This window comes from Nitrogeniibacter aestuarii (assembly GCF_017309585.1).
Classification (GTDB): Bacteria; Pseudomonadota; Gammaproteobacteria; order Burkholderiales; family Rhodocyclaceae; genus Nitrogeniibacter; species Nitrogeniibacter aestuarii.
On sequence record NZ_CP071321.1, the window covers coordinates 1,321,864 to 1,345,346 of the forward strand.

Annotated in this window: 21 protein-coding genes; 6 read left to right on the forward strand and 15 right to left on the reverse strand. The window is 63.1% G+C overall.

Annotation, left to right across the window (positions count from 1 at the left end; translation table 11 throughout):
- The 5 genes from J0W34_RS06090 to argH all read right to left on the reverse strand — a co-directional run bounded on the left by J0W34_RS06090 (position 1) and on the right by argH (position 4,945).
- Positions 1 to 273, reverse strand: a complete 273-nt coding sequence (locus J0W34_RS06090) for a hypothetical protein (protein WP_230971061.1) — start codon at positions 271 to 273, stop codon at positions 1 to 3.
- 55 nt (positions 274 to 328) lie between these two features.
- Complete coding sequence (locus tag J0W34_RS06095; protein WP_230971062.1) at positions 329 to 1,108, reverse strand: hypothetical protein; 780 nt, start codon at positions 1,106 to 1,108, stop codon at positions 329 to 331.
- A 255-nt stretch (positions 1,109 to 1,363) separates the two neighbouring features.
- Positions 1,364 to 2,254: a fructosamine kinase family protein gene (locus J0W34_RS06100; RefSeq protein WP_269144638.1), complete on the reverse strand. Its 891-nt coding sequence runs from the start codon at positions 2,252 to 2,254 to the stop codon at positions 1,364 to 1,366.
- A gap of 2 nt (positions 2,255 to 2,256) precedes the next feature.
- A complete protein-coding gene (locus J0W34_RS06105) occupies positions 2,257 to 3,537 on the reverse strand; it encodes a serine/threonine-protein kinase (protein ID WP_227817079.1) in 1,281 nt (426 codons plus the stop codon).
- A 4-nt stretch (positions 3,538 to 3,541) separates the two neighbouring features.
- Positions 3,542 to 4,945: an argininosuccinate lyase gene (gene argH / locus J0W34_RS06110; RefSeq protein WP_227817078.1), complete on the reverse strand. Its 1,404-nt coding sequence runs from the start codon at positions 4,943 to 4,945 to the stop codon at positions 3,542 to 3,544.
- A gap of 183 nt (positions 4,946 to 5,128) precedes the next feature.
- On the opposite strand from argH, the gene J0W34_RS06115 reads away from it, so the two are divergent.
- A complete protein-coding gene (locus J0W34_RS06115; protein ID WP_227817077.1) occupies positions 5,129 to 6,079 on the forward strand; it encodes a sensor histidine kinase in 951 nt (316 codons plus the stop codon).
- Positions 6,076 to 6,819: a LytR/AlgR family response regulator transcription factor gene (locus J0W34_RS06120; protein WP_227817076.1), complete on the forward strand. Its 744-nt coding sequence runs from the start codon at positions 6,076 to 6,078 to the stop codon at positions 6,817 to 6,819. The genes J0W34_RS06115 and J0W34_RS06120 overlap by 4 nt, the downstream gene beginning before the upstream one ends.
- A 531-nt stretch (positions 6,820 to 7,350) precedes the next feature.
- On the opposite strand, the gene ppc is transcribed toward J0W34_RS06120, so the two are convergent.
- Both ppc and J0W34_RS06130 read right to left on the reverse strand, forming a co-directional pair.
- Positions 7,351 to 10,098, reverse strand: coding sequence for a phosphoenolpyruvate carboxylase (gene ppc, locus J0W34_RS06125; protein WP_230971064.1), 2,748 nt, complete (start codon positions 10,096 to 10,098; stop codon positions 7,351 to 7,353).
- A 56-nt stretch (positions 10,099 to 10,154) separates the two neighbouring features.
- Positions 10,155 to 10,517 (reverse strand): thioredoxin fold domain-containing protein, encoded by a 363-nt coding sequence (locus J0W34_RS06130; protein WP_227817074.1) that lies wholly within the window; start codon positions 10,515 to 10,517, stop codon positions 10,155 to 10,157.
- Positions 10,518 to 10,710: 193 nt separating this feature from the next.
- On the opposite strand from J0W34_RS06130, the gene hemC reads away from it, so the two are divergent.
- Genes hemC through J0W34_RS06150 form a run of 4 tightly spaced genes read left to right on the forward strand, consistent with a single transcriptional unit; the run spans position 10,711 to position 15,021 of the window.
- On the forward strand, positions 10,711 to 11,664 hold the full coding sequence (gene hemC, locus J0W34_RS06135) for a hydroxymethylbilane synthase (protein WP_230971065.1): 954 nt from the start codon (positions 10,711 to 10,713) through the stop codon (positions 11,662 to 11,664).
- Positions 11,665 to 11,668: 4 nt separating this feature from the next.
- Positions 11,669 to 12,451 (forward strand): uroporphyrinogen-III synthase, encoded by a 783-nt coding sequence (locus J0W34_RS06140; protein ID WP_230971066.1) that lies wholly within the window; start codon positions 11,669 to 11,671, stop codon positions 12,449 to 12,451.
- Complete coding sequence (locus J0W34_RS06145) at positions 12,448 to 13,794, forward strand: uroporphyrinogen-III C-methyltransferase (RefSeq protein ID WP_230971067.1); 1,347 nt, start codon at positions 12,448 to 12,450, stop codon at positions 13,792 to 13,794. Before J0W34_RS06140 ends, J0W34_RS06145 begins: the two co-directional genes overlap by 4 nt.
- A gap of 6 nt (positions 13,795 to 13,800) precedes the next feature.
- Positions 13,801 to 15,021, forward strand: coding sequence for a heme biosynthesis HemY N-terminal domain-containing protein (locus J0W34_RS06150; RefSeq protein WP_230971068.1), 1,221 nt, complete (start codon positions 13,801 to 13,803; stop codon positions 15,019 to 15,021).
- An 84-nt stretch (positions 15,022 to 15,105) separates the two neighbouring features.
- Here J0W34_RS06150 and hemF read toward each other — a convergent pair whose 3' ends face one another.
- The 8 genes from hemF to murU all read right to left on the reverse strand — a co-directional run bounded on the left by hemF (position 15,106) and on the right by murU (position 23,475).
- Positions 15,106 to 16,002 (reverse strand): oxygen-dependent coproporphyrinogen oxidase, encoded by an 897-nt coding sequence (gene hemF, locus J0W34_RS06155; protein WP_230971069.1) that lies wholly within the window; start codon positions 16,000 to 16,002, stop codon positions 15,106 to 15,108.
- Positions 16,003 to 16,006: 4 nt separating this feature from the next.
- Positions 16,007 to 17,275, reverse strand: coding sequence for a phosphoribosylamine--glycine ligase (gene purD / locus J0W34_RS06160; RefSeq protein ID WP_227817068.1), 1,269 nt, complete (start codon positions 17,273 to 17,275; stop codon positions 16,007 to 16,009).
- 32 nt (positions 17,276 to 17,307) lie between these two features.
- The gene (gene purH, locus J0W34_RS06165; protein ID WP_230971070.1) at positions 17,308 to 18,879 is read right to left on the reverse strand and encodes a bifunctional phosphoribosylaminoimidazolecarboxamide formyltransferase/IMP cyclohydrolase; all 1,572 of its coding nucleotides are present in this window, start codon (positions 18,877 to 18,879) and stop codon (positions 17,308 to 17,310) included.
- A gap of 38 nt (positions 18,880 to 18,917) precedes the next feature.
- The gene (locus J0W34_RS06170) at positions 18,918 to 19,154 is read right to left on the reverse strand and encodes a helix-turn-helix domain-containing protein (RefSeq protein ID WP_227817066.1); all 237 of its coding nucleotides are present in this window, start codon (positions 19,152 to 19,154) and stop codon (positions 18,918 to 18,920) included.
- Entirely contained in the window at positions 19,151 to 20,173 is a 1,023-nt protein-coding gene (dusB, locus tag J0W34_RS06175) for a tRNA dihydrouridine synthase DusB (RefSeq protein ID WP_230971071.1), read from the reverse strand. The genes J0W34_RS06170 and dusB overlap by 4 nt, the downstream gene beginning before the upstream one ends.
- A gap of 120 nt (positions 20,174 to 20,293) precedes the next feature.
- A complete protein-coding gene (locus J0W34_RS06180; RefSeq protein ID WP_230971072.1) occupies positions 20,294 to 21,433 on the reverse strand; it encodes an FAD-dependent monooxygenase in 1,140 nt (379 codons plus the stop codon).
- On the reverse strand, positions 21,430 to 22,749 hold the full coding sequence (gene pepP, locus J0W34_RS06185; protein ID WP_230971073.1) for a Xaa-Pro aminopeptidase: 1,320 nt from the start codon (positions 22,747 to 22,749) through the stop codon (positions 21,430 to 21,432). Before pepP ends, J0W34_RS06180 begins: the two co-directional genes overlap by 4 nt.
- Before the next feature lie 48 nt (positions 22,750 to 22,797).
- On the reverse strand, positions 22,798 to 23,475 hold the full coding sequence (gene murU / locus J0W34_RS06190; protein WP_331001542.1) for an N-acetylmuramate alpha-1-phosphate uridylyltransferase MurU: 678 nt from the start codon (positions 23,473 to 23,475) through the stop codon (positions 22,798 to 22,800).
- Positions 23,476 to 23,483 lie beyond the last annotated feature (8 nt).

Below are 23,483 nucleotides of genomic sequence, written 5' to 3' on the forward strand. Positions count from 1 at the left end.
TCATTCGCTGGTGACTCGGAATATATCAAGCGTGACCAGCTGCTTCAAAGCCGCGTCGAATTCCTCGGGTGTCAATTCTTGAGTCACACCATGCAGCGACTCGGTGTTGATCGGTCCCCCGGCATCGAGCAGATGTTCGACCCAAAGCCGGGTCGTGCCGGGAATGACCCAATAGTCGCCGGAGTGCCTGTCAAAAAGAACAGATGGCTCTTCCGGGTGCCACTCAGGTGAAAGCGCCAGCGAGCGCCCCGGGTGAATGCACGTAAGGCTCACGTCGGGCGACTGAGATCACGGATTCGACGCGGACCAGGAGCGCTGGCTGATGAGTTTACTTGGACGTGCACCATTCGATGTTGAGGTCGGCGTTGATGTCATACATGCCGCTAATGTACGACACGAACGAGGAGGGGGTGAATGCTCGCTCACCGCATGCCTCTTCCGAGATGGCATCTGGGCACCAGTTCTGGTTGTTCAGGAGCGCCATGCCGGCATCAATCACCTGGGCGGTGGTCAGGGCGTAATCTTCGAACGCCAGCGAGTTGAGGTAGGCCGCACACAGATGCCACAGCAGATCACCTTCGTTGATGCCGGCGTTCTTCGGGAAAGCCAGAATGCCCCAGAGACCCCACTCTTCAGGGTTGATGGTGAAGGGGCCACCGGAGCCGCATTCGACGCTGCCTTGCGCCGTACCGGAATAGCTGGCCAGATGGTTGCTCGCAGCAGCTCCCCAGACTTCGAATGCCGTGGTTCCTTGGGCGCAGATGTTCGCTGGCGTCATGCCACCCAGGCCGGTCGGACAGAGTTTGACGTTGCGCAGTGTCGGCGGCGTGGCACCAATCCAGGCATTGAAATGCTGAGGGTTGCGCCAGAAGCCCGGAGAGCGGCCACCAGAGCACGGCGGGGGGGCGCCTCGCTCAGGACTGGTGTTGCCACTGACCATGGCCGAAGGGCTTTGGCAGATGTTTGTCCCCAGTGCCGTTTTGGCGCTCACCGCCATCATGACACCAACGCCGCCAGCGGCGCCGCGAACGAGGCGTCGACGCGAAATGCGGACAGACTCACTGGTGCCGGTGTTGGGCATTTGGATGTCTTGGTCTTTGCTGGGCATATTTGTCTTCATAACAATCTCGATCGCGTTTGGACGCTGGATTTAGCTCGGTTGACTCGAGTAAAAGCAAAAAGCAGGCCAAAACATTTTTCTGTGTATGTCCATGAATCTAAACATAAAAGTATTTATGCCATACACGTACTTGGCGGCTCTGTAAGAAAAATCGACAAGCCGATACACGGCATATCCTAGCAAAATGAGGGGCGGGATTCTGTCGATACCTCGCCGCAACGTGACGAAAATCGCGATCCCGTCTCAAGTCCAGGCATTGAGCCATTCAAGATGGCGAAGTGTTTCACGCTTGTATGCGGCGCCGAAGAGGACAAGGTGGTTCAGAAGGTGAAAGCAGCGATAAAGGCGCTCGCGCATGGCGTGATCTTCACGCGCCGGCATTGCAGCGCGATAGGCAAGAAAGAAGCTGTTTGGAAAGCCCCCGAACAGTGAAGCCATCGCCAGATCCGCGTCGGGGTCACCGAAGCTGGTCGCCGGGTCGAAAAGGACTGGCGTTCCGTCCGCCGTCATGCCGGCATTGCCGTGCCACAGGTCTCCGTGAGTCAATGCAGGCTGGAGGGGGTTGTTGGCAAAGAGTGCTGGCAGGCGGTTCAGCAGCTTCTCTCCCGGGATTTTCAGCTCTGTATGGCCCTGGTCAATTGCAGTCGCCAGAAGGGGGGCGAAGCGGGTTGTCGCGAGGAAGCGGCTCCATTGCGTTGTCCAGGTGTTGTTCAGTGGTGTGCGGCCAAGGTAGTGATCTCGCCGCCAGCCAAACTCGGGATTCGTGATGGTATGCAATTGGGCCAGCGCTTCGCCGAATCGTTTGCCTTCCGCGTCCGTGCCCACCGGGCGCAGGTCAAGATGCTCGAGGATGAGGCACGCGTGATCTGCGTTTCCGCGGACCGCGATGACTTCCGGAATCTTGAAGCAGCCAGGCGCCCGGAGCCCATCGAGTCCATCGCACTCGGCTTCGAACATGTCGAGTGCGACGGCGTCACCGGTTTTGACGAAGTATCTTGAGCCATCGCTAGCAAGAACGCTGAAGCTGTCGTGGACGCTGCCGCCGCTCACGGATTCGACGCGAGCAATCGAAAACGCGGGGGCGCAGGTCTGCCGAATCGTATCGGCGATGAAGTCCAGCCGCGCTGTGTTCATTGCTAGACGTTTGCGTAGCGCGCGCTGGTCATCGACAGGCGGGTGGCGAGTACTTCCAGAAATGCCTTGTAGAAGTGCATCCTGCAGGCATCGGAGGCACGCTGCAGTGCGCGGGAGCGCACGGTGATGATTTCGACCTCGGTGCTGGCCTCGACCGAAGCGGTCCGAACGCCACTGCCGGCCGAGAAAACGGCCATTTCTCCGAAGCAGTCGCCCGGCGTCAGCAGGTGCAGCAGGCGACCTTGCTTTGATACGCGCGCTTCGCCGCGTGCGAGGAAGCAGAAGTGATCGCCGGGTTCGCCTTCTTTGAGAATCATGGTGCCGGGCTGGGCGAAGCGCCATTCGGAGAACCGCACCACCTCCCAGATTTCGACGTCGGTAAATTCCCTGAAGAAGGTGAGGCCACGGAGCGTCTGGAACTTCTGGGTGTCCGAGGTCGCGGTTTTGCGGGCCGCCAGACCGATGTTCCTGAACGCGTGGGCGAGGTCATGGGAGAACTCGACCCACGTCTCGTAGCGATCTTCCAGATCCTTCTGCATGGCGCGCTGGACGATGGCGTCCAGTTCGTCAGGGACTTCCGGGCGCAGGGTCGCCGGGGATGGCGGCGTTTCGTTGGCAATCCGGTAGAGCAGGCTGTAGTTGTTCGTGGCCTCGAAGGGCAGCCGGCCGGTGAGCATCTGGTACATGACCACGCCCAGTGAGTAGATGTCGGTCTGATGCGTCAGCGGCATCTCGCGTACTTGCTGGGGCGACATGTAAGCCGGCGAGCCGACACCGGAGATCTGGGTCGTGTCCGACGCTGTAAACAGGGCGGCGCCGAAGTCGGACAGCTTGATGTCCTGCCCCTCCGGGTTGCACATCAGGATGTTGGCCGGCTTGATGTCGCGGTGGGTGATGCCCTGGTGATAGGCGTAGTCGAGGGCGCGGGTGGCCTTGAAGATGATTTCAATGACGCGATCGAAGGGCAACAGGCTGTCTGGCCGGCAGAACTGTTCGAGCGTCCCCCCCGGGACATATTCCATGACCACGTAGCCGTCGTCGTCATCGACCATGGCATCGTAAATCTGGGCGATGTGCGGATGTGACAGCCGCCCGGCGAGTGAGGCCTCGGTGATCAGCAGATGGCGATAAAGGCGCCCCCGTTCGGGGTCCTTGAGGACCTCGGGGTAGATGCGTTTGATCGCAACTTCGCGCTGGGCAAACGGATCGTAGGCCAGGTAGACGGCGCTGGTGGCGCCTTCACCCAGCAAACTGCGAAGCTCGTATTTGCCCAGGCGTTCCATGGCGTCAGCCCAGTCGCGCTCGTGCGCGCTCGACTGCGGCGCGCACCTGATTGGGGGCGGTGCCGCCGATGTGATTGCGGCTGTCCAGTGCGCCTTCGACGGTGAGCACCTGATAGACGTCCTCTTCGATCAGGTCGGAAAAGGCCTTGAGGTCGGGCAGCGGCAGGTCGGGCAAATCACAGCCGCGCGTCTCGGCGGCACGCACGGCGCGCGCAACCACTTCATGGGCGTCGCGGAACGGCAGGCCTTTCTTGACCAGATAGTCGGCCAGATCAGTTGCCGTGGCAAAGCCCTGCGAGAGGGCGTCACGCATGGCGTCGGCCTTGACCCGGATGCCGGGAATCATGTCGGTATAGATGCGTAGCGTGTCGATCACCGTATCGGCGGTGTCGAACAGCGGCTCCTTGTCTTCCTGATTGTCCTTGTTGTAGGCGAGCGGCTGGCCTTTCATGAGGGTGAGCAGGGTGATCAGGCTGCCGTTGACCCGGCCGGTCTTGCCACGCACCAGCTCGGGGACGTCCGGATTTTTCTTCTGCGGCATGATCGAGCTGCCGGTGCAGAAACGGTCGGCCAGATCAATGAAGCCCACGCGCGGGCTCATCCACAGGATCAGCTCTTCGGACAGGCGCGAGAGGTGCACCATCAGCAGTGACGAGGCGGCGCAGAATTCGATGGCGAAATCACGGTCGGAGACCGCGTCGAGCGAGTTTTCGCAGACGTCGTCAAATTCCAGCTCACGTGCGACGAACTCCCGGTCGATCGGGTAGGAGGTGCCCGCCAGCGCTGCTGCACCCAGCGGCAGCCGGTTGATGCGCTTGCGGCAATCGGCGAAACGCTCGGCGTCGCGGCGTGCCATTTCGCAGTAGGCCATCAGGTGGTGCCCGAAGGTCACCGGCTGGGCCACCTGAAGGTGGGTGAAGCCGGGCAGGGGCGTGGCGGCATTGGCTTCGGCCAGATCGAGCAGTGCCAGCTGGAAGTCACGCAGCAGGACAATGATCTGGTCGGTGGCGTCGCGCAACCAAAGGCGGATGTCGGTGGCGACCTGGTCGTTGCGGCTACGCCCGGTGTGCAGGCGTTTGCCGGCATCGCCGATGAGCGCAGTGAGGCGCTTCTCGATGTTCAGGTGAACGTCTTCATCCTGCAGCGACCACTGGAATTGGCCGTTGGCGATCTCTTCCTGAATGGTGTCCAGACCGCGTTCGATATCGGCCTGATCCTGATCGCTGATGATGCCCTGGCGGGCCAGCATTTTGGCGTGAGCGCGCGAGCCCCGAATGTCCTGCGTGGCCATGCGCTGGTCGAAGAACACGGAGGCGGTGTATCGCATCACAAGGTCGGAGACGGGCTCGGAGAAGCGTCCGGACCATGCCTTGCTGTTGTCATCCCGGTTGTTTTGTTGATCTGCCATAATGCGGAAAAAATTTTGCCAGGTTGGAGGATCGGGGCGGACGAGCGTTCAATGCCTGCCGACATGCCGGCCGCCGAATGGAGACGTTGCGCCCGCCAACGGGCGTCATCACGAAAGAGGCAAAGTATAAGTCAAAAGCCACGCGCACTCGCCACCCCGGGCGCACTGCCCGACTTCCGCAATATGGGGGTCATGCTCCGGGTGGTTCTGCTGGTCAATGTCCTGGTGGCGCTGACCGTGCCCATGCGTGTCGATCTCCCTGCTGGCTGGTTCGACGCGTGGCTTGCCCTCATTGGCGTCGTTGAACTGCCGCTGTTTCTGGTGCTCATCTTTGCGTACGTGATCAACCCCGTCCTGGCTGGTCTGCGCCCACGCACCTTCTGGTTCAGCGTGGTCGCGTTGGTCCAGGCAGTGGCTGTGCTGAGCCACCCCCTGCTGGGCGCACAGGCGGGTATCGACACCTGGCGCTGGCATGCCTGGGCACTGGCTGCCACCGTGATCAGTCTCGCGTATTTCGATCATCGCGGTCGTCTGCATTCGCCAGCACTTACCGAGGCTCGCCTGCATGCACTGACGGCGCGCATTCGACCGCACTTCCTGTTCAACAGCCTCAATGCCGTCCTTGGTGTGATTCGGGAAGATCCACGGCGGGCAGAGCGCGCGCTCGAAGAGATCGCGGACATGTTTCGCGTGCTCATGAAAGAGCAGAAAGAGCTGGTGCCGCTCGATGACGAACTCGATCTGTGCATGCGCTACCTCGATGTGGAGCGTTTGCGTCTCGGAGATCGGCTCAATGTGGTCTGGGACCTCGAGAACAAACCGATCGCGGCGCTCGTTCCGCCGCTGTTGCTTCAACCTTTGCTCGAAAATGCCGTCTACCATGGAATTGAACCGTCATCGGCGCCGGGTGACATGGATGTCAGGGTTGCCAGGAGAGGGAATGAAGTCTTGCTGGAAGTCAGTAATCCGATCGTCGAGACGCCCCGCCAGCAGCAAGGCAACCGCATGGCGCAGGAGAACATCCGCGAGCGCCTTGCCCTGTTCTTCGATCTGGAGGCTGACATGACCATCACGCGCCGCAGCGGACGTTATTCGGTTCGAATCCGATTTCCCTACCGGAGGATCAAGTCATGACGCAGTCGGAGCTTCGGGTTCTGGTGGTCGACGACGAGGCGCCGGCGCGTGCGCGGCTCAGGGATCTGCTCGGCGACATTCGCGAGGAGCAGCCCAACCGGATCGCGGGCTTCGCCGCCAATGGCGAAGAGGCGTTGCGACTGGTCGAATCCGAGAAGCCCGATGTGGTGCTGGCGGACATACGCATGCCGGGCATGGATGGCGTCGCGCTTGCCGAGCACTTGCACGCGGTGCATCCGGGGGTTGTCGTCATTTTCACGACGGCCTATGAAGAGTACGCCGTTCAGGCCTTCGATCTGGCGGTGGCCGACTATCTGGTGAAGCCGGTACGGGCGAGTCGCCTGGTCGATGCACTCGAAAAGGCCCGCAAACTGTGCGGACAGCACGGTGAGTCCGATTCCGAAGAAAAGCCGCTGAGCGTCACGGAGCGTGGCCGAATTCTCCTGGTGCCCATCGACACCATCCTCTATCTGAGAGCCGAGCAGAAGTACGTCACGGCCAGAACCCACGAGCGCGAGTACCTGCTGGACGATTCACTTGTGCATCTCGAGCAGGCGTATCCGGATCGTTTCTTGCGCATTCACCGCAACTGTCTGGTCGCCAAGGCGGCCATTGCAGGGGTGGAGCGCGAGCACTCGGAAGGCGAGGGGCGCTGGCTGATCGTGCTCAAGGAGTTTGAAGAGCCATTGCCGATCAGTCGTCGGCAGTGGCCTTCGGTGAAGGAAGCGCTCGGTCTTTAACGACCTCGCACGACCGGCGGCTCAAAGGCCGGGAATGACCTGCATGCCGTCCGACTGACGGCGGCCGCGTCGATGGCGGCGTTCATCGCCACCATGCACCGTAAAACCATGAGACTGGGCGCTGTACGGATTGCGTCGATCGCCCCTGCGCCGATCCGCGTGATGCATGAACGTGCAATTGCATCTCGATGCATCACAACTGACCAGGGGAAGAAGGGGGGCCTCCGCAGACAGGAAGCGGACGCCCTTGAGTGTTTTTGCGGTCTGGCAGGCGCCCGCGCCGAGGGTGATGGAGACACAGTGAAAAGGGGACGGTTGAGGGCCCGACTCATTTTCCGTGTTCGAGCGTTTACGATTCTTGACCAGCCAGAAGACGAGCACGACCGCCAGTGCAAGCAAGATCCACGTAGTAACCGACATGACAACTCCCATACGTTCTTCCCTGCAAGTATGGGAGTTGCATGACGGCAGATGTTTCACCCGGAAACAGACGGCATGCTGTTTTGTATCCGGGTGTATCCATTTCGGCTGTCAACCGCTGTTTCTGAGTCCTGCGGCGATGCCGTTGATGGCGATGTGGATGCCGCGTCGGATGCGTTCGTCCTCGGCACCATTCCGATGTCGCCGCAACAGTTCCACCTGCACATGGTTGAGCGGGTCCAGGTAAGGGAAGCGGTTGTGGATCGAGCGGCGCAGCAGCGGGTTGCCCGCGAGCAACTCCTCCTGTCCGGTGATGTCCAGCAAGGCCTTCAGTGTGTGAGCGTGTTCCTCGCAGATGCGCGGGAAGATGGCCGCACGCAAGGCTTCGTCTTTCACCAGGCGCGAGTAGCGGCTGGCGATCCCCAGATCGCTCTTGGAGAGCACCATGTCCATATTGGACAGGGTGGTGGCGAAGAACGACCACCCCTGGGCCATCTCCTGCAGCAGGGCGAGCCCGTCGTCAGGGCGCTCTGCCAGGAACGCTTCGACGGCCGAACCGAAGCCGTACCAGCCCGGTAGCATGAGACGACACTGTGCCCAGCTGAACACCCAGGGAATGGCGCGCAGATCTTCGATCGCCGTACTCTTCTTGCGCGATGCCGGGCGCGAGCCGATGTTGAGATCGGCGATCTCGGTGATGACCGTCGATTCCCAGAAATAGTTTTCGAAGCCCGGCGTCTCGTACACCAGAGACCGATAGGCAGCGAACGCCAGGTCCGAGAGACGCTGCATGGCTTCCATGTATTCCGGTCGGGGCGCCGGCGCAGCGTCCTTGTCGAGGCTGGCCTGCAGTGTCGCCGCCACCAGCACCTCCAGATTGCGCCGGCCCACCTCCGGGTTGCCATACTTGGCGCCGATGACTTCACCCTGTTCGGTGAGGCGGATCTGCCCCTGGACGGCGCCCCCGGGCTGCGCCAGGATGGCCTCGTAGCTCGGCCCGCCCCCGCGACCGACAGAGCCGCCGCGACCATGGAACAGGCGCAGGCGGATGCCATGCCGCGCAAACACCTCGACCAGCTCGACTTCGGCCTTGTACAGCTCCCAGCCCGAGGTGAGGAAGCCCCCGTCCTTGTTGCTGTCCGAATAGCCCAGCATGACTTCCTGGGCCATGTCTCGAGAGCCGAGCAGCGCCATGTAGGCGGGTAGAGAGAACAGCCGGTCCATGGCCCGGCCGGCGGCCTGCAGGTCCCCGATGGTTTCGAACAGGGGAATCACGTTCATCGCCAGCGATGGCGCACGTGGGTCGAGCAGGCCCGCTTCCTTGAGGAGCAGCGCCACCTCGAGCATGTCGGAGACGCCATCCGTCTTGGAGATGATGTAGTTGGGCAGGGCGGCGGGGCCGAAACGCTCGTGCGCCCGCCGGGCGGCGAACAGAATGGCCAGTTCCTTCTGTGTTTCCTCGCCGTAGGCCACGTGGGGCGAGTAGAGCGGCCGAGGGGTCACGATCTCTTTCAGGAGCTGGTCAATCCGGGCATCTTCATCCATCGACAGATAGTCGATTGACGGGTCCGCGACCTGAAGCAACTCGGCCACCATGCGTTCATGCACGTCGGAATTCTGGCGCAGGTCGATGGGCGCCAGATGGAAGCCGAAGACCTTCACGGCGCGACGCAGCTGCCGCAGGCGTCCGCGGGCGAGTGCGGCGGAACCATTGTTCTCCAGCGAGGCATGGATGATGTCCAGGTCGGCTTCCAGTGCTGCGGCATTGGCGTACGGCTCGGCGCGACTGGCGGCCGGACGGGATGGCTGTGTGCCGAGCAGTGCCTCGTAGCTTGTGGCGAGGCGGCCATAGATGCCGGCCAGGGCGCGTCGGTAGGGTTCGTCCGCCCGATGCAGCGAGTGGTCACCGGATGCGTCGGCGAGGGCGTGCAACGCGTCCGAGGAGGACACCAGCCGGTCGGCCAGGGAGAGTTGCGACGATAGCGTCCAGATCTCGTCGAGGTAGAAATCAAGGGCAGTCCGCGACTGCATCGAGAGGGCCTTTTCGAGCACCTCGGCCGTCACGAAGGGGTTGCCATCCCGGTCGCCGCCGATCCAGCTGCCGATGCGCAGGAAGGCGGGCAGCTCGTTGGTGGCGGTCGGGACGTCGTGCGCCTGAAGCGTGTCCTCCACCTTGGCGTACAGGCGCGGGACCTCGCGCAGGAAAGTGGTTTCGTAGTAGGACAGGCCGTTGGCGACCTCGTCGATGACTGAAAGCTTGGCGGTGCGCAGCATGCGTGTCTGCCACAGCGTCAGCACGGCCCGGCGCAGCGCCGCGTCGTTTTCTTCAGTCTCTTCAGGCGTGAGCGCCATGCGGTCGCGCTCGTCGAGCAGGCGGGCGATGGCGTTCTGACAGTTGAGGATGCTCTTGCGCTGGACTTCGGTCGGGTGTGCCGTCAAGACCGGGCTGACCATGGCGGTACCGAAAAAGTCCTGAAGGTCGCGGGCGTCGGCACCATTGTCGAATGCGTGATCGATGGCATGGGCAAGGCTGCCTGCGCGCGGGGCTGACCCCTTGATCAAGTGTGCCCGTGTGCGCCGGATGTGATGCTGGTCCTCGGCGATATTGGCCAGATGGGAAAAATAACTGAAGGCACGAACCACATCGATGGTCTGGTCGCGGGACAGGGCGTCCAGGGTGGTCTCGAGGGCCTTGCGCGCCTCGGTATCGTCGTCCCGATGAAAGCGCACCGACAGCTGCCGGATGCGCTCGACCAGATCGAAGGCGGATTCGCCGCGCTGATCACGTACCGTGTCGCCCAGCAAGCGGCCCAGCAGGCGAATGTCTTCCCGTAGCGGGAGGTCCTTGTCCTGATTCATGGTGTGGTCCAAAAGTAGTCAATCATTCTGTCGCGTCTGGACCAGACCGCGCCGCCCTAGTGGGCGACGAGCTTTTCGCGTGCCACCTCGATGGCCTGCTCCAGGTATTGTCCGTAAAAGTCCGGCAGGGTGACGCCCACGATGGGTTCGGCCAGGGCGGTGCCATCCGGTCCGAACACCATCACGGTGGGTGTGACGAACACGCCGACCGCCTTCGCGAAGCTGCGGTGGCTTTGCGCCGTGCCGTCGAAACCGATCAGCGCATCATCCGAGTCCAGATCAATCTGCCGGTACAGCGCGCGATCCTGCCAGGGCGGTCGCGAAGCCATGGGCCCAATGTAATGCACCCGGGCCTTTTCGCAATAGCTGCATCCGGCCTGACTGAAGAGCACGAGCATGGGCATTTTCTGGCCCCGCATCAGTGCTGCCTCCTGCCGCAAATCGGTCGGCCGGGTCAAGCCCTCTTGAGCAAAAAGCGCGCCCGGTACCCATGCTAGAATCGCCGCCAGCACAGGCGCTATCAGTGCGAACCCTGATGTTGCGCTGCGATATCCGTTCGGAATGCGTTTAAATGGGTGTCGCATTGCCCCCGTCCTTCCTCTGTCTGATGAGATGACCAACGTGAGCCAGTCCCAAACCAACGTGAATCCGCCTGAAAGGCTCGTGATTGCCACCCGTGAAAGCCGCCTTGCCCTGTGGCAGGCCGAGCATGTCAAGGCGCGGCTCGAGGCATTGTATCCCGGCTGTCAGGTAGACCTGTTGGGTATGACGACCCGTGGCGATCAGATTCTCGATCGGCCGCTGGCCAAGGTGGGTGGCAAGGGGCTTTTCGTTAAAGAACTCGAAACGGCACTGCTTGACCGGCGTGCCGACATCGCCGTGCATTCGATGAAGGATGTCCCGATGGACATGACCGACCCGTTTGCATTGGTGACCATCTCGGCGCGCGAAGTGCCGCTGGATGCTTTCGTCTCGAACAAGTACGACAGCCTCGACGACATGCCGCCGGGCGCCGTGGTCGGCACCTCCAGCCTGCGTCGGGAGTCGCAATTGCATGCCAATTATCCGATGCTGGCGGTCACCAGTCTGCGCGGCAACCTCGACACCCGGTTGCGCAAGCTCGATGAGGGGCAGTACGACGCGATCATCCTCGCCGCAGCCGGTCTGACCCGGCTGGGCTTGGCGGAGCGTATTCGCGGCGTGCTGCCATCCGAAGTGTCGCTGCCGGCGGCCGGGCAGGGGGCGTTGGGCATTGAAGCCCTGTCCGATCGCCCCGAAGTGGCCGCCTGGATGGCGCCGTTGAACGACCGGGTGACGTCGGCCTGCGTGCGTGCCGAGCGCGCCGTGGCCAAGGCACTCGCCGGCAGCTGTGAAGTGCCCCTGGGCGCATTTGCGGTTGAAGAAAACGGTGGCCTGTGGCTGCGCGGCTTCGTTGCGCGACCGGATGGCAGCCAGATTGTCCGGGCCGAGCGACGTGGTTCGCTCGATGAAGCCGAGGCCCTGGGCCAAGCACTTGCCGACGAGCTGCGCGCGGGCGGTGCAGCCAAGATCCTCGCCGAACTCTGATCACATGAATGGGGCGTCGCCCCTGGCGGGGCGCTGCATCATCGTGACGCGCCCGCCGCGTCAGGCCGAAGGGCTGGCCGCTGCCATCGAGGCACGCGGAGGCGCGGCCGAGTGCATTCCTGTCATGGTGGTCGAGGCGGCGCCCATGGATGCTGTGCTCGCCGGTGTCATCGAGCGGCTCGACGATTTCTCACTGGCTTTTTTCGTCAGCGCGAACGCGGTCACATACGGCCTCGCGGCCGTTCAACAGCGGCGCTCATGGCCACATACCCTCAAAGTGGCTACGGTCGGGCCCGGGAGCGAGCGCGCCTTGCACAAGGCCGGCTTCGACCGGGTCATTGCGCCGGACAGCGGATTCGATAGTGAATCCGTACTCGCCCTGCCGGAATTCGCTGCCGAAGCGGTGAAGGGCAAGGGGGTCGTCATTTTTCGTGGCAACGGTGGCCGTGATCTTCTGGGTGATACACTCATGAAACGCGGAGCGAGCGTGGCCTATGCCGCGTGCTACCAGCGCCAGGTCCCCCAGGTCGGGGCTGAGCGGCTGCTGGCCTTGGCCGATTCGGCCGATGCCATCGTACTGACCAGCAGTGAGGGTGTTGGTAATGTGGCAGCCATGCTGGGCGAGGCGGTATCCCGCCTTCATGTCGTTCCCGTGATCTGCTCTCACCCGCGAATCGCTGCGCGGGCGCGAGCGGCCGGATTCCGGACCGTGGTGGAAACCATGCCAGGGGACAACGGCCTGATCGAAGGCATGGAAAATTTTTTCAGGGTTGAATCGAAGCGATGAGCGAAGAAAACAAGAAAGCCGATACAGACGAAGCGAAAGTGCAAGACGCGGATGTGGTCGGCACCGAGTCGTCCGGCGGGACTGAATCGACTGCCCGGCCGGCGAGCGACGCGCCTTCCTTGGCGCGCAGTGATGCATCGGAGCCGCCAAGGAAGAGCAAGCTCGTGCCCACCCTGCTTGTCTTGTGCTTGCTGGGCATCGGGTTCCTGGGCTGGCAGTGGTGGCAGTTGCGCTCGCAACTGACCAATGCCCAGACTCTGGTCACCGAGCGACTCGGCCAGAGCGACGACGTGGCACGCGAAGCGCGCGCTGGTGTGCGCACCGTGCAGGACACGATCACTTCGTTGCAAGGCAAGGTGGGCCTGCTCGAAGCCAAGATGGAAGAGTCCCAAGGGCAGGCCGCTGCGCTCGAAGACCTCTATCAGGAATTCTCACGTACCCGTGACGAACGCATGATGGCCGAGATCGAACAGGCCGTGACCATTGCCAGCCAGCAACTGCAGTTGGCCGGCAACGTCGAGGCGGCACTGATTGCGCTGCAGGGGGCGGAGGCCCGCCTGGCAACCACGACTCAGGGCCGGCTTGGCCCGCTGCGGCGAGCACTGGCGCGGGATGTGGAAGACCTTCGCGCCGCGCCGCGTGTCGATGTGACCGGTATCACCCTTAAGCTGGAGCATCTGCTCGAAGCGGCCGACACCTTGCCGCTGACATTTGCAGACCAGGCTGAAGCCAACCCTGAACCCGAGACCACCCCGAAGGGTCCGTTCCTCGATGACCCTTGGGCTTATGCCAAAGCCTTGGCGCAAGATGTGTGGGCGGAAATTCGCGCCATGGTTCGGGTCGAGCGACTCGATGCCCAGGCCGATCCCGTTTTGCTGTCGCCCTCCCAGAGCACCTACCTGCGTGAAAATCTCAAGGTCCGCCTGCTGACAGCACGACTGGCGCTGCTGGGTCGCGATCCACGTACTTACGAAGCCGACGTGTCGCGGGCTGCTGGCTGGGTGGGCAAGTATTTCGATCTGAGCAAGCCTGAGGTCAAGGCGGCGCTCGACACCCTGAACGAGCTGAAGACGATCCAGATCGCGCCGGAGCAGCCGATGCTCACCGAAACGATGGCTGTGTTGCAGAACATGCAGGGGCGTCCGCCGATTGCGCCGGTGGTGCCGGTCAAGCCGGAACCTGCCAAACCAGCGACCGCAGCGCCTGCCGCCAGTACGCCAGCCACCCCTGCAGAGGCCTCCGAAGCGCCTGCCGCCGAGGCAGCCAGCGAAGCGCCGGCGGAACAGGCACCGGCCCCGGTCGAAGAAGCCCCGGCTGCGGCCACGGGCGAAAAGACGGAGTAAGCCGACATGCGTGGATTGCTCTGGTTGATTGCCCTGTTCGCGCTGGCCGTCGGCGTTGCCATGCTGGCCACGGTCAACGACGGTTATGCCCTGCTTGTGTTGCCCCCGTACCGGGCGCAGGTGTCCCTGAATTTCCTCGTGTTGTCCATTCTCGGCACGGTATTGCTGGTGTACTTCCTTATTGGTGTCGTCAGCCGGGCGGTGCGTCTGCCGGCCAAAGTGGTGGCGTACCGTGACCGCCGTCGCCGCGAGCGCGCTGCCGACTCGCTGCGTGATGCGGTGCGTCTGCAGCTCGAAGGCCGCTACTCCCAGGCCTTGAAGATGGCCAAGAAGTCCTGGGGTGCGGGTGATCAGAGTGGCGTGTCCGCACTGGTGGCGGCGCGTGCTGCCCATGCCTTGCGCGATGAGACCCGCTACCGTGAGTGGATCGGCCACGCTGCCGAGCATGACGACAAGATCCAGACCGCCCGCCTGATGACCGAAGCAGAGATGGCGGTCGATGGTCGTCGCTTCGACGAGGCGGCCGAGCGGATCGAAGCCATGAAAGAGCACGACAGCCGTCCGGTGGCCACGCTGCAGCTGGCGCTCAAGGTGGCTCAGGCGAAGCAGGACTGGAAGGCCGTCGTCAAGATTGTCCGTCAACTTCGCAAGCACCACTTGCTGAGCGACGAACAGGCGGCACCCATGGTGCGCCGTGCACATCTGGCCACCATGAAGGCACTGGATGGACAGGGCGACGCGCTGGTTGAGTACTGGAATGCCATTCCCGCCGATGAGCAGAAAGATCGCATCCTGATTGAAAAGGTCGTGCCGCTGATGGTGTCCAACGGTCAGGGCGCGACGGTACGTCGCGTGCTCGAGAAACAGCTCGACGTGGAGTGGGAGACTGAGCTTGCCCGTCTGTACGGACAGTGTGGCGAGGAAGATCCGGTTGCCAGCCTTGCGCGGGCCGAGAAATGGCTGCAAGCTCACCCCAAGGATGCGGGTTTGCTGTACTCGCTGGGCCGGCTTTGCATGGCTGCCGAGCTGTGGGGAAAGGCCGAAAGCTACTTGCATGCCTCGGTGACGGCGACACCTGCGATCGAGGCGCATCTGAGCCTGGCGCAACTATCCGAGAAGCTCGAGCGTCCGCAAGAGGCACAGAATCACTACCGTCGGGCGGCCCAGCTCACCCATGCCACGGCGAGCGTGCCCGCCTTGCCACCCGCTGAAAACGAGGCTGCATAGAGAATCTGCACTCATGAAAAAGCCCCGATGGATCGGGGCTTTTTTTGGTTCTGAGCGGCGCTGAGAGGGACCTGTAGACCGGGTTCAGACCCATTCGCGAATGGGCAGAAAGTCCTCGTAAAGTCTGGCCTCTGGCGTGCCGGCTTCCGGATGCCAGTCATACCGCCATGCCACTCTGGGTGGCATGGACATCAGAATGGATTCGGTCCGACCGCCCGACTGAAGGCCGAACAGCGTGCCCCGGTCGAAGACGAGGTTGAACTCGACATAACGACCGCGGCGATAGGCCTGGAAGTCACGCTCGCGTTCGCCATAGGCCATGTCGCGACGACGCTCCAGGATCGGCGCGTACGCTTCGACGAAGGCGTCGCCGACCGCCTGGGTGAGGGCGAAGCAACGATCAAAGCCGCCCTCGTTCAAATCATCGAAAAACACGCCACCGACGCCACGCGCCTCGTTGCGATGCTTGAGGTGGAAATAGCGATCACACCAGGCCTTGTAGTCGGCATGCACCGCGTCGCCGAAGGGGGCGAGCGCGTGCTTGCAGGTGCGGTGGAAGTGCATCACATCGTCTTCGAAGCCGTAATAGGGCGTCAGGTCCATGCCGCCGCCAAACCACCACACCGGTTCGGCGTCGGGTTTGGTGGCGATGAAGAAGCGCACGTTCATGTGCGCGGTGGGGCAGTAGGGGTTGCGTGGGTGCATGACCAGCGAGACCCCCATGGCTTCAAACGCGCGCCCGGCCAGTTCAGGTCGGCTGGCGGTGGCTGAGGCGGGAAGGCCCTGGCCCTTCACATGCGAGAAGTTCACGCCGCCGCGCTCGAAGAGGTTGCCTTCCTCCAGCACGCGGGTGATACCGCCGCCGCCTTGTTCGCGGGTCCAGCTGTCTTCGATGAATGGCTTGCCATCGAGCGCCTGCAGCCGGTCGATAATGCGGGTTTGCAGGCCCGTGAAATAGGCGTAGGTCTCGTCCGTGCGCATGGGCTTATCGCTTGACCGCGCGGTGGCCGATGTCGCGACGATACTGTTTGCCCGAAAACTGGATTCGGTCGGCGATATCGTAAGCGCGCGTCTGTGCCGTGCGCACGTTGTCCGACAGGGCGGTCACGCACAGCACCCGTCCGCCGCTGGTGACCACCTGACCGTCCTTGAGTGCGGTGCCAGCGTGGAAGACGTGGGTGTCTTCGGATGCGTCCGGCAGGCCGGTGATCACGTCGCCCTTGCGGGGGTCAGCCGGGTAGCCCTCGGCGGCCAGCACCACGCCCAGCGCGATGCGGCGATCCCATTCGGCCTCGGCGGTGTCGAGGGTGCCCTTGATGGCCGCGTCCACGAGATCGCTCAGGTCGGACTTGAGGCGCATCATGATCGGCTGGGTTTCCGGATCGCCCATGCGGCAGTTGAATTCCACCACGCGCGGGTTGCCGTCGGCGTCGATCATCAGGCCCGCGTACAGAAAGCCGGTATAGGGCGAGCCCTCGGCTGCCATGCCCGCCAGGGTCGGGTGGATGATTTCGCGCATGACCTTGGCGTGCACCTGAGGCGTGACCACCGGGGCGGGGGAGTAGGCACCCATGCCGCCGGTATTCGGGCCTTCGTCGTTGTCCTTGAGGCGCTTGTGGTCCTGGCTGGTGGCCAGGGCAAGGGCATTCTTGCCATCGGCCATGACGATGAAGCTGGCCTCTTCGCCTTCCATGAATTCTTCGATCACCACGCGTGCACCCGCCGAGCCCATGCCGGCGTCACGCAGCATCATGTCGATGGCTGCATGGGCCTCGTCGAGCGTCATCGCCACGACCACACCTTTGCCGGCCGCGAGGCCGTCCGCCTTGATGACGATGGGGGCGCCTTGCGAATCGATGTAGGCGTGCGCCTCGTCAGCGTCGGTGAAGGTGGCGTAGGCGGCGGTGGGGATCTTGTGACGTATCAGGAACTGCTTGCAGAAGTCCTTGGATGCTTCGAGTTGGGCCGCTTTCTGCGTCGGACCGAAGATCGGCAAGCCTGCGGCGCGGAAGGTGTCCACCACCCCGTCGGCCAGCGGGGCTTCCGGGCCGACCACGGTCATGGCCACATCGTTTTCCTTCACGAAGGTAACGAGTGCGTCCTTGTCCGTGATGGCAATGTTTTCGAGCAGGGGCTCATGGGCGGTCCCGGCGTTGCCCGGGGCCACATACACTTTGTTGACCTTAGGGGACTGGGCGAGGCGCCAGGCCAGAGCATGTTCGCGACCGCCGCCGCCAATGACGAGTACTTTCATGTTGCGCTGAATTCCTTCGTGAGGCCCTGGGGTCAGTGACGGAAGTGGCGGAAACCGGTGAATACCATGGCAAGACCGTGCTCGTTTGCCGCCGTGATCACTTCTTCGTCGCGCATGGAGCCGCCGGGCTGAATGACCGCAGTGGCACCTGCTTCAGCCAGCACGTCGAGGCCGTCGCGGAAGGGGAAGAAGGCATCGGAGGCCACGACCGTGCCCGCGATGGACAGCTGGGCATTTTCTGCCTTGATCTTGGCAATGCGAGCGGAGTCCACACGGCTCATCTGGCCGGCACCGACGCCCACCGTCATGCCGTCCTTGCAGTAGACGATGGCGTTGGACTTCACGTATTTAGCGACGCGCCAGGCGAACAGGAGGTCACCCATTTCCTGTTCCGTGGGCGCACGCTGGGTCACGACCTTGAGATCGGCCACGGCGATAAGTGCGGTGTCTGCCGACTGGACCAACAGGCCACCGCCGACGCGTTTGTAGTCGAGCGCGCCTTCGATGGTGCCCAGCGGACAGGTCAGCACGCGCACGTTCTTCTTGGCGGCGAGCAGGGCCAGCGCTTCGGCCGAGTAGGACGGGGCAATGAGCACTTCCAGGAACTGGGCGCTCACGGCTTCGGCCGCGGTTACATCCACTTCGCAGTTGAAGGCAATGATGCCGCCGAAGGCCGAGGTGGGGTCGGTGGTGAAGGCTTTCTTGTACGCTTCAAGCGGGGTCGTGCCCATGGCCACGCCACAGGGATTCGCGTGCTTGATGATGACGCAAGCGGTGGTTTCGAAGGCTTTCACGCATTCCCAGGCGGCATCGGCGTCGGCGATGTTGTTGTACGACAGTTCCTTGCCTTGCAGCTGGGTGTAGCCGGCAACGCCGCCCGCCGGGGCGTTGGGCTCACGGTAGAAGGCCGCATTCTGGTGCGGGTTCTCGCCGTAGCGCAGATCCTGAACCTTGTCGAAGGCCACCTGCAGGCGCTCCGGATAGGCCTGGCGTTCGCCGGATTCCGTGAGCGAGGTGAGGTAGTTGGAAATGGCGCTGTCGTAGCGGGCGGTGTGGGTAAAGGCCTTCACGGCCAGCTCGAAGCGGGTGCGATAGGACAGGGCGCTGCCGTTGGCCTTGAGCTCTTCGATCACCTTGTCGTAATCCGCAGGATCAGTGACGATGCCCACGCCGCCGGCTTCGTCGCCGTGATTCTTGGCTGCGGCACGGACCATGGTCGGACCGCCGATGTCGATGTTTTCGATGGCGTCTTCGAGCGAGCAGTCGGGCTTGGCCACGGTCTGGCTGAACGGATACAGGTTCACCACCACCAGGTCGATACGGTCGATGCCGTGCTCAGCGATTGTGCTCAGGTGTTCGGGCAGGTCGCGACGGGCAAGAATGCCGCCGTGCACTTTCGGGTGCAGGGTCTTGACGCGGCCGTCGAGCATTTCGGGAAAGCCGGTGTAGTCGGAAACATCGGTCACCGGCAGGCCGGCGTCGCGTAGCAGCTTGGCGGTGCCGCCGGTGGACAGCAGCTTGACGCCTAGGGCGTTCAGTTCGCGGGCGAAGGCTTCAATGCCGGTCTTGTCGGATACGCTGAGAAGAGCTTGAGTCATGTGCATGCTTGATGATGAGGCGCTGTCAGAAACGCCGGGGTGATTTAGATGAGGTCGTATTCGGCCAGTTTGCGACGCAGGGTGTTGCGATTGATGCCCAGCATCTGCGCGGCCAGGGTCTGGTTGCCCTCGGTCTGGGCGAGCACGAACTCGAGCATGGGGCGCTCGGCGCTGCGCATCACCATGTCGTGAAGCGCTGCGGGCTGTTCGCCCTCCAGATCCTTGAAGTACTGATCGAGTGTGCGGGTGACCGCACAGGCAATTTCGTTCTTTTGGCTCATGCGGCCAGTTCCTCGTAACAGGACGGCTGACGCTGCAGTTGCACGCCCTGTCGGTGCAGGTGGTCGAAGAAGCGGTCTGTTGCCGCCAGTTGCCCTTCGACCGTCTCCTCGACGTTCATTGCCTGGCGAAACTGTTGGGCACCTGCCAGACCCTTGGTGTACCAGCCGATATGCTTGCGCGCGATGCGCACGCCCGACCACTCGCCGTAAAACGCGTAGAGATCGTTCAGATGACTTCGGCAAATGTCGCGGATCTCGAGCACCTCGGGCGCCGGCAACTCTTCGCCGGTGGCCAGGAAGTGTTCGATTTCGCGGAAAATCCACGGGCGGCCCTGAGCGGCCCGGCCGATCATGACGCCATCTGCGCCAGTGTACTCAAGCACGGCCGCTGCCTTGCGGGCGGAGTCGATGTCGCCGTTGGCGATGACCGGGATGCGCACTTGCTGCTTGATGGACGCGATGGTGTCGTATTCGGCATTGCCCATGTACTTGTCGGCGCGAGTGCGCCCATGAATGGCCAGGGCACGAATGCCAGCCTCCTGGGCAATGTGCGCCAGGCGGGGGGCGTTGCGATTGTCCCGGTCCCAGCCGGTGCGCATCTTGAGTGTCACCGGGAGGTCGGGCACGGCGCTGACGACGGCCTCGAGGATCTGGCCGACGAGCACTTCGTCGCGCATCAGCGCCGAGCCGGCGGCCTTGTTGCACACCTTCTTGGCCGGACAGCCCATGTTGATGTCGATGATCTGAGCGCCATTGGCCTGATTGTGTCTGGCCGCCTCGGCCATCATCTGCGGATCGCCGCCGGCAATCTGGACCGAAATGGGTTCGGTTTCGCCCGCGTGATCGACGCGTCGCTGCGTCTTCTTGGTGGCGTACAGAAGGTTGTTCGATGTGACCATCTCGGAGACGGCCAGTCCCGCGCCCATCCGCTTGCACAACTGCCGGAACGGTCGATCGGTCACCCCGGCCATGGGGGCGACGAACAGATTGTTACGCAGCTGGAAGCCGGCGAAATCCATGGTGTGGGGCAGTGCGGGGAAAAGCGGCAATTCTACCCGATGCCGGCCGCTGGGCGAAGCCCGAAATTGTGACGCACCTCCTTGCCGGCGTTGAATTTTTTCACTTATTCGACGGCAGGTTCAGGGCCAGGCGCGTGCGCCGAACATCATGCGTTTGGCCACGAAATGGCGCAGCGGCGGTGCCAGATCAAGGGCGGTAAGCCCGAGTCCGCGCAGGTGGCGCAAGGGGCCGATGTCATTGCTGAAGACACGTACCAGGGCGTCGGTAAAGCCCACGGTGCTGCGCCGATCGGTCCGTCGAGAGCGCAGGTAGGCGTCAAGCACGTGCTGGTCGCCGGGGTCGTCGGATTCGAGCAGATGTTCGCTCAGGGACCAGACGTCACGCAGTGCAAGATTGAAGCCCTGGCCGGCCACGGGATGGAGTGTCTGAGCGGCGTTGCCGAGCCAGACCAGCCGTTCGTCGGCCGGATGACGGCGCACGCGTAATTGCAATGGAAAGCGTTCGCGCTGACTCACCCCCTGAAGCCGCACTCGATACCCGAATGACTTCTGGAGTTCGGCGAGGTAGGCGGTGTCGTCGAGCGCCAGCAAGGCGTCGGCGTGCTCCGGGCTGGCCGTGTGCACGACGGCAAAGTCGGTGCCGCATGGCAGCAGGGCGATGGGGCCGGTGCCGGTGAATCGCTCATAGGCAGTGCTGCCATGCGCACGGCTCGGGGTGGCCATGCAGATGAGCGCATGTTGATCGTATTCGCGTATTTCAATCTCGGGGTCGTCGGCGCGCATGCCGCCTTCGGCGCAGGCGGCCAGGCGAGACTCGAGGATGTCGGTCACGCCCTCGCGCTCGATCCTGACCCGGCCCGGCAGATGCCTGTCGATCTCGGCCCGGGTGTGATCAAGGAGCTTGATGCCTGCGGTTCGGATCGCGTTGTCCAGTGCGGCAGCCAGATCCCCGGCCCGCACCACGTGGCCCAATCCGTCGACCCCGTAGTCATCCTCTTCAATGACCGTGCGCCCGCCGCCGCCTTGCTGCGATACATGGATGTGGCGGATCGGGGTGGTGGGCAGGTCTTTCCAGACGCCCAGTCGTTCAAGCGTGAGGCGGGTGCCGTGAGACAAGGCCAGCACGCGCGGATCTTGGCGGGCGGCACCCCGTTCGCGGGCGTCCAGCAAGGTGACCGAGTGCGGTCCATCTTTGAGGGCAAGCGCCAGGGCCATGCCCACCGGGCCGGCGCCAACGATGGCAATATCCGATTTCGTCATGCCGTGTCGCGCATCAGCGCTTCAATGTCGTCGATGGTTTTGGGGGCGTCGGCCGTGATCAGCTCGCAGCCTTCAGGGGTGACCAGTGCGTCGTCTTCAATGCGAACCCCGATGTTCCAGAAGGCCTCGGGCACATCGTCGGCGGGTCGGATGTAGCAACCGGGTTCGATGGTGAGCACCATGCCCGGTTCGAGTTCGCGCCAGTCGCCGTGGACTTTGTATTCACCCGCGTCGTGAACATCCATGCCCAGCCAGTGACCGGTACGGTGCATATAGAAGCGGCGGTAGTCGCCTTTTTCGATCACTTCGTCAACGCTGCCCTTGAGCAGGCCGAGGTCGACCATGCCTTGGGCGAGCACCGCCACCGCTGCATCATGAGGGTCGTTCCAGAGGGCTCCGGGGCGGGTTGCTTCGGCTGCGGCGCGCTGAGCGTCGAGCACCAGGTTGTAGATGTCGCGCTGGGCGCCGCTGAAGGTGCCGTTGACCGGGAACGTGCGCGTGATGTCAGAGGCGTAGCCGTCGAGTTCGCAACCGGCGTCGATCAGCAGCAGCTCTCCGTCACGCATTCGCCGGTCGTTGGTCACGTAGTGCAGCACGCAGGCATTGGGACCGCTGGCAACGATGGATGAATAGGCGGGAAACGGAGAACCCGCCGATCTGAATGCATGCAGGAGTTCGGCTTCGATCTCGTATTCGAAGCGATCCGGCGCACTGGCGCGCATGGCACGCCGATGGGCACCGGCCGAAATCTGCGCGGCCTTGCGCATGATGTTCTGCTCAAAGTCGTCCTTGATCAGGCGCATTTCGTCGAGCACGGCATGAATGTCGGCAATGGCGCCGGGTGCCGTGATGCCGGCGCGCGTCTTCTCGCGCACGCGGCCGAGCGCATCGATGATGCGTTTGTCCCATGCGGCATCGTGACCCATGGCGAAATGGATGGTCGGTTGATCCGCCAGCAACTCGACGATCTTTTCGTCGAAATATGCAATGGCGTGGGCTTCGTTCACACCGAACTGGGCCGTGGCAGCCTCTGGCCCCCAGCGATAACCGTCCCAGATCTCACGCTCTTCGTTCTTTTCGCGGCAGAACAGAATGCTGCGCGGGTTGTCGCCGCCGACCAGCACGAGAACGGCCTCCGGCTCAGGAAAGCCGGTGAGGTAGTGAAAGTAGCTGTCAGGCCTGAACGGGAAGTGAGCGTCTCGATTGCGCACCACTTCGGGTGCCGTCGGGATGATGGCGACGCCGCCGCCGGTCTGTTGAATATGGTCGAGCAGGCGCTGGCGACGCGCTATGAAAGGGGCGTAGGGGTGAGTCAAAGAGGGCTCCGGGTCTGCAATGCGTCGATGGTGTGACTTTACGCCCGATCAGGCGTTCTCGCGAAGCTGCCGATCGAGTTCGGCCAGCCGTTCGGGGGTGCCGATGTCCATCCACCGGCCGGTGTGGTGCTGGCCACTGATCCTGCCCTCGGTCATGGCCTTGCGCAGCAAGGGGCCGAGAGGCGCGCGCTCGTTGGCGTTGAGCCCGGCGAACAGGTCCGGATGGTAAGCGCCGATACCGGAGAATGTCAGCATGGGTTGCCCTGTGCTCGACACACGTGCGCCCGCCAGATGGAAGTCCCCCGCGGGATGGTGTGGCGGATTGTTCACCAGCACCAGATGGGCAAGATCCCCGCGAGCTGACAGTGTCCGGGCACGCAAGCACAGGTCGGCAAGATCGACATCGGCGAACACGTCGCCATTGATGACGATGAACGGATCGTGTCCGAGCAGGGGGAGGGCCGTTCGAATACCGCCCGCTGTTTCGAGCGCTTGTGATTCGGGTGAGTACGCAATCGAAAGGCCGTAGGCCGTGCCGTCGCCCAGCCGCGCTTCGATCAGGTGGCCGAGGTGGGCATGGTTGATCACCACGTCGGTGATGCCGGCGCGTTGCAGGCGCTTGAGGTGGTGACCGATCAGGGGCTCGCCACCGGCTTCCAGCAGCGGTTTGGGGCAGGTGTCGGTGAGCGGTCGCATGCGCTCACCCCGGCCGGCGGCCAGAATCATGGCTTTCA

What these genes read in the sequence shown, in the direction of transcription:
- J0W34_RS06095 (WP_230971062.1), bottom strand. Translation starts at nt 1,108, where the DNA reads ATGCCCAGCAAAGACCAAGACATCCAAATGCCCAACACCGGCACCAGT.
- J0W34_RS06100 (WP_269144638.1), bottom strand. Translation starts at nt 2,254, where the DNA reads ATGAACACAGCGCGGCTGGACTTCATCGCCGATACGATTCGGCAGACC.
- J0W34_RS06105 (WP_227817079.1), bottom strand. Translation starts at nt 3,537, where the DNA reads ATGGAACGCCTGGGCAAATACGAGCTTCGCAGTTTGCTGGGTGAAGGC.
- argH (WP_227817078.1), bottom strand. Translation starts at nt 4,945, where the DNA reads ATGGCAGATCAACAAAACAACCGGGATGACAACAGCAAGGCATGGTCC.
- J0W34_RS06115 (WP_227817077.1), top strand. Translation starts at nt 5,129, where the DNA reads ATGGGGGTCATGCTCCGGGTGGTTCTGCTGGTCAATGTCCTGGTGGCG.
- J0W34_RS06120 (WP_227817076.1), top strand. Translation starts at nt 6,076, where the DNA reads ATGACGCAGTCGGAGCTTCGGGTTCTGGTGGTCGACGACGAGGCGCCG.
- ppc (WP_230971064.1), bottom strand. Translation starts at nt 10,098, where the DNA reads ATGAATCAGGACAAGGACCTCCCGCTACGGGAAGACATTCGCCTGCTG.
- J0W34_RS06130 (WP_227817074.1), bottom strand. Translation starts at nt 10,517, where the DNA reads ATGCGGGGCCAGAAAATGCCCATGCTCGTGCTCTTCAGTCAGGCCGGA.
- hemC (WP_230971065.1), top strand. Translation starts at nt 10,711, where the DNA reads ATGACCAACGTGAGCCAGTCCCAAACCAACGTGAATCCGCCTGAAAGG.
- J0W34_RS06140 (WP_230971066.1), top strand. Translation starts at nt 11,669, where the DNA reads ATGAATGGGGCGTCGCCCCTGGCGGGGCGCTGCATCATCGTGACGCGC.
- J0W34_RS06145 (WP_230971067.1), top strand. Translation starts at nt 12,448, where the DNA reads ATGAGCGAAGAAAACAAGAAAGCCGATACAGACGAAGCGAAAGTGCAA.
- J0W34_RS06150 (WP_230971068.1), top strand. Translation starts at nt 13,801, where the DNA reads ATGCGTGGATTGCTCTGGTTGATTGCCCTGTTCGCGCTGGCCGTCGGC.
- hemF (WP_230971069.1), bottom strand. Translation starts at nt 16,002, where the DNA reads ATGCGCACGGACGAGACCTACGCCTATTTCACGGGCCTGCAAACCCGC.
- purD (WP_227817068.1), bottom strand. Translation starts at nt 17,275, where the DNA reads ATGAAAGTACTCGTCATTGGCGGCGGCGGTCGCGAACATGCTCTGGCC.
- purH (WP_230971070.1), bottom strand. Translation starts at nt 18,879, where the DNA reads ATGCACATGACTCAAGCTCTTCTCAGCGTATCCGACAAGACCGGCATT.
- J0W34_RS06170 (WP_227817066.1), bottom strand. Translation starts at nt 19,154, where the DNA reads ATGAGCCAAAAGAACGAAATTGCCTGTGCGGTCACCCGCACACTCGAT.
- dusB (WP_230971071.1), bottom strand. Translation starts at nt 20,173, where the DNA reads ATGGATTTCGCCGGCTTCCAGCTGCGTAACAATCTGTTCGTCGCCCCC.
- J0W34_RS06180 (WP_230971072.1), bottom strand. Translation starts at nt 21,433, where the DNA reads ATGACGAAATCGGATATTGCCATCGTTGGCGCCGGCCCGGTGGGCATG.
- murU (WP_331001542.1), bottom strand. Translation starts at nt 23,475, where the DNA reads ATGATTCTGGCCGCCGGCCGGGGTGAGCGCATGCGACCGCTCACCGAC.